At 45.6% G+C, this 4,959-nt stretch carries 3 protein-coding genes; all 3 read right to left on the reverse strand.

All coding sequences use genetic code 11. The annotated features are described in order from the left end of the window. Positions 1–1,121, reverse strand: a 1,121-nt coding sequence (locus VN105_RS21820) for an aminopeptidase C (RefSeq protein WP_325644178.1), incomplete at its 3' end; no start/stop codon positions are given. Between the two features lie 128 nt (positions 1,122–1,249). Further along, positions 1,250–1,774: a GNAT family N-acetyltransferase gene (locus VN105_RS21825; RefSeq protein ID WP_325644179.1), complete on the reverse strand. Its 525-nt coding sequence runs from the start codon at positions 1,772–1,774 to the stop codon at positions 1,250–1,252. A 143-nt stretch (positions 1,775–1,917) separates the two neighbouring features. Then, positions 1,918–4,737, reverse strand: a complete 2,820-nt coding sequence (gene polA, locus VN105_RS21830) for a DNA polymerase I (protein WP_325644181.1) — start codon at positions 4,735–4,737, stop codon at positions 1,918–1,920. Between the last annotated feature and the right edge of the window lie 222 nt (positions 4,738–4,959).

The following is a 4,959-nucleotide window of genomic DNA, read 5'->3' on the forward strand; positions in this document are numbered from 1 at the left end:
ATATCTGCCGGTAACGCTTTTTTGTTTACCATGTAACAGGTGGTTTTGTAAGCAAAGTAAGGCTCTGAAGCATAGAAATATCCCTGGCCGGGATTGTCGGTACCCCAGGAATTTTTCACCCGGAAATATTTATTGCCATTCTGATCTTTCACCAATCCTACGATGTGCATACCATGATCATCCTGTGTTTCGAAGTTATCGAAAGCTTTCTGGCGCACTTCAGGGGTAATGGTTTTTTCTTTGCCTGGTTCCAGGAAAGCATTTCTTCTTTCTTCGGCCGACATATCAGCCCAGTCTTTTTCAGGAATAATGGCCAGTCCTTCTTTGAAATTGAATCCTTTTTCGCTTACATCAGCTGCCCATGCAATGGTGTAACCGTTCATGATGGCATTTTCAGCGATGCCGGTAAAGTCATTCAGGTTTACGTTATATACTTTTTCCCAGTTCCAGTTATCAGGCACTTCCAGTACAAACTGTGAATTGTAGGGGTGATGGGTAAAGGAAGAAATCAGTACATAGTCATCTGCACTCAGGCCCAGTTCTTTTGCAAAGGACTGCGGCGTATAGGATTTACCGTTATACTGGAATTTTTCGGGAGCATCGCCCATATAGGCATTGAGTACACCGTCGAAAGCTTTTGACCAGTCGGGGTTGATGGTACCCTGTGCATTGCCTATTTTATTCACCATACCTTCCAGGAGACTTTCCATTTCGGCGTGGTTGTATACTTTATCCTTGTTGCCATCGTATGCGCTTTGCGGTACCAGGCCGTATTCGCGGAGGCACAGCAGGTCGTCGGGGAAGCCACCGCCTTCACCGAAGTTGGCTTTCCCGTGCATACGTACATAGTTGGCCGCTTTTAACGGATACATTTTGCGTACTACGTACATTTCACTGAGGTTCAGTCCTTTGTTTTTACCGGTACGCAGTATTTCTGATTCAAAGAAAGAGAGACCGGAAAAGGACCAGCAGGTACCGGTACGGCCCTGGTTCTGCACATCGCCTGCATCCAGGTTCTTTAAAACGGTAAACTGGTAGCGGCTTCCCTCCACGTTGGTACTGTTTTGTGCATAGGCTCCAACGCTGCAAAGCATGGCTGCACACATTATCCATTTCTTCATGAGTATATCAATGATTGGTTTAAAAACAAGGACCAAAAATAAGGGAAAGCGGGTATTTGACAGACGAAAAGATGGATGAACGGGGCTTGCTACAGCTTCTTTTTAATGATTGTTCGCGTGAATTACAGTTATTTTTCCTGGTAATGATTCCGGGTGATCTCCCATTCCCAGAGATCTTCTCCTTCTTTATTTTTAAATGTACCTACAAATCGCATCCCCGCTTTTTGTAATATTTTAACGGAGGCGTTATATTCTTCTTCCGTGTGGGCAATTACCCGGTGAACGTAAGAGTGCCCGAATGCAAAACGGATAAGACCTTCCGCCATTTCGGTTCCCAATCCTCTTTCCCGGTAATCGGCGGCTATTTCATAGCCCATTTCCACAAGTCCATCTTCATTGGGCTTGCCTTTAAAGCCGCCGGCGCCAATTAAACGCTTATCCGCGCGGTGAATCACCAGGTAAAAGAACCAGCCCAGCATGGCAGGGTCGTTGCGCAACTTATCATATGCTACCAGTACCATTTCGGGGTACTCCGTCCAACCTTCCGGAACAGAAATACCAAGCAGGTCGGCCAGATGATCGTTGCCCTGTAATAGCAATTCGAAATACTCCAGTGAGCACGGCAACAATTGTAGTCGAGGTGTTTGGATCATGTTTGAAAACTAGTAAACTGTTTTGGGAAATACAATAGCAGCTTTTTGCATTTAATTCATTAGCTTTTAGCATTTAACACCCTACGGGAAAATTTTCCCGGATCAGTTGTTACCTGCTAAAAGCTACCTGCTACAGCCGAATTTTAATGCGCTTCCAGCCAGTTATTACCGGTGCCCATTTCCGCTTCAACGGGAACAGCCAGGGGTAAGGCGTTACGCATAAGCTCTAATATAAGGGGTTTAATAATATCAAGTTCAGAACGGTGCGCATCAAAAACCAATTCATCATGTACCTGCAGGAGCATGCGGGACTTGAGGTTTTGTTCTTTGAATGCTTTATGTATTGCGATCATCGCCAGCTTTATCATGTCTGCAGCAGTGCCCTGGATGGGCATATTAATAGCATTCCTTTCCGCAAAGCCACGAACCACTGCATTGGAAGAGTTAATGTCTTTTAACCAGCGTTTGCGTCCCAGCATGGTTTGAACATACCCGTTTTCAGATGCAAATTTTATCTGGTTGTCCATATATTTTTTGATAGATGGATACTGCGCGAAATAGTTATCGATCAGCATTTTTGCCTCACTGCGGGGAATGCCCAGGTTTTCAGACAATCCAAAAGCACTTACGCCGTAAATGATCCCGAAGTTGACGCTTTTTGCATTACGGCGCATATCGGAAGTAACATCTTCCAACGCTACGTTATATACTTTTGCGGCAGTAGCAGCGTGGATGTCTATTCCCTGCTGAAAGGCGGCCATCATTTCTTTGTCTTCACTGATGGCGGCAATAATGCGCAACTCAATTTGCGAATAATCCGCAGAGAGCAGCACAAATTCTTCATTGCGGGGAATAAATGCTTTCCTGATCTCACGTCCCCGGTCTGTGCGGATGGGGATGTTCTGGAGATTCGGGTTATTGGAGCTTAAACGGCCGGTTACCGCCACTGCCTGGTTGTAGGAAGTATGGATCCGGTTAGTGCGTTTATTCAGCAATAACGGTAACGAATCTACGTAGGTGGATTTCAGTTTGCTCAGTTCCCTGAAAATAAGGATATCCTCTACAATTTTGTGCTTGTTGGAAAGTTTCTGCAATACGTCTTCGCCGGTGGCATATTGGCCTGTGCGGGTTTTCTTTGCTTTTGGATCCAGTTGTAATTTTTCAAACAGTACTTCTCCCAGTTGCTTTGGAGATGCCAGTTTGAAACGCACGCCGGCCTGCTCATATACGCTTTCTTCCGCCCGTTTGATCTCTGTTTCCAGTTCTTTGGAGTAATCTGCCAGTGCCAGGGTATCGAGGGCAATGCCTTCATACTCCATATCGGCAAGCACTTTCACGAGCGGATTTTCAATATCGTAGAAAACTTTGTCTACCGCCTTTTCAGGCAGCATCGGCGCAAATTTTTCTTTCAGCTGCAATGTGATGTCGGCATCTTCCGCAGCATATTCTTTAATTTTTTCTATCTCCACATCCCGCATGTTGCCCTGGCCTTTTCCTTTTTTACCAATGAGCGATTCTATGGAAACCGGCTCATACTGGAGGTATTGGGCACTGAGCACATCCATGCTCCTGCGGCCTTCCGGCTCAATCAGGTAATGGGCCAGCATGGTATCGAACAGGGTGGTGGTAATTTCCATGCCGTACCATTTCAGGATCAGCATATCGTACTTGATATTCTGCCCGATAAGCACAATGTTGGGATGCTGGAACAGCGGAGTAAATTCATGAATGATGGCGCGGGCCGCGGTATTATCTGCCGGCATGGGAATATAATAGGCAGATCCTTTTTTGAAGGAAAAGCTCATGCCTACAATGTCCGCTTCGTTGGCATCCGTGCCGGTAGTTTCCGTGTCAAAAGAGACTTCTGACTGCTGCAGTAATTGTTGCAGCAGGGCGGTTCTTTTTTCCGGGGTATCAATTACCTCGTATTCATGAGGGGTGTTATGAATATTTTTATCTGCCAGCAGGATATTCCCGGTTTCTACTGTTTCTTCGGCGGTTACTGTAATTTCTTCTGTAACTACAGTAGTACCGAAAAGGTCTGTTTGTACTACGCGTGCCTTAGCTTCCACGCTGGCGCTGCCCGCGAAACCTTCTCCCAGGATTCTTTTGCCCAGGGTTTTAAATTCCAGCTCCATAAAAATATCGGTGAGCTTTCCTTTATCACAATCCTTGATGCAAAAATCTTCTTCGTGGAAGGTAACCGGTACATCTGTGATGATAGTGGCCAGTTCTTTGGAGAGCAGGGCGTTTTCACGGCCCGCTTTAATCTTCTCTCCCATTTTACCGCCAATGGTATCGGCGTTGTCCAGCACATTTTCGAGAGAGTGATATTGTGCCAGCAGCTTCATGGCTGTTTTCTCGCCAATACCTGCAATACCGGGAATATTATCCACCGCATCACCCATCAGGCCGAGAATATCAATTACCTGGTGTACGTCTTTGATCTGCCACTTTTCGCATACTTCCTTAGGCCCCATGATCTCTTCCTTGTTGCCCATGTATGGCGGCTTGTAGATGAACACATTATCACGCACCAACTGTCCATAGTCTTTATCCGGGGTTACCATGTACACCGTGTATCCTGCATCTGCAGCCTGCCATGCCAGCGTGCCTATTACGTCGTCTGCTTCGTAGCCATCCAGCTCCACCACGGGAATATTGAATCCTTCAATGATCCGTTTAATATCCGGCAATGCGTCCAGGAGGTCTTCCGGGGCATCTTCACGGTTGGCTTTATAATCGGTGTAAGTGGTATGACGTTCGGTAGGCGCATGCGTGTCGAAAGCAACGGCTATATGGGTAGGCTTTTCTTTGTTGATGAGGTCCAGTAAAGTAGTGGTAAAACCAAACTGCGCATTGGTATTTCTTCCCGCACTGGTGATGCGGGGATTCCTGATCAGGGCGTAATAAGCCCTGTAAATCAGCGCCATGGCGTCCAGTAAAAATAATTTCTTTTCCATTGCTAAACCTACATGATTTAATTTGAATCTGCAAAATTAAGATAGTACTACCATATAAGATGAGGAAGTAACTTTACAAATAAAAAAAATAAAAAAGAATGAATAAAATTTATCATTTGTCGACCTGCAGTACCTGTAAAAAGATACTGGAAGAAACAAAGGCTAAGGAGCGGGGATTTGTATTACAGGATATCAAGAAAGAGAAGATCACTCCTGCGCAGC

Origin of the sequence: Chitinophaga sp. (genome assembly GCF_035564935.1) — a bacterium.
Lineage (GTDB): Bacteria > Bacteroidota > Bacteroidia > Chitinophagales > Chitinophagaceae > Chitinophaga.